At 51.1% G+C, this 227-nt stretch carries 1 protein-coding gene; it reads left to right on the forward strand.

The genetic code is table 11. The features are described 5' to 3' along the window. Positions 1-227, forward strand: a 227-nt coding sequence (locus FD01_RS00005; RefSeq protein WP_156647248.1) for a transposase, incomplete at both ends; no start/stop codon positions are given.

The raw sequence follows: 227 nt of genomic DNA on the forward strand, positions 1-227 counted from the left end.
AGCCGCCTTGGCTTTCCGTCTTAGTGGTCAATCCCGCTTCGTGCTGGATATAGACTCAACGCATTGTGATACTTTCGGTAATCAAGAACGGTCCGCCTTCAACGCTCACTATATGGCCTATGGATATCACCCTCAGGTTGTATTTGATCAAGAGTCCGGGTTGCTCTTAGACGCCTTGATGCGCCCTGGCAATGAGTACACCGGCAAGGAAGCCGATAAGTTCGTCG

Origin of the sequence: Lacticaseibacillus manihotivorans DSM 13343 = JCM 12514 (assembly GCF_001435035.1) — a bacterium.
Classification (GTDB): domain Bacteria; phylum Bacillota; class Bacilli; order Lactobacillales; family Lactobacillaceae; genus Lacticaseibacillus; species Lacticaseibacillus manihotivorans.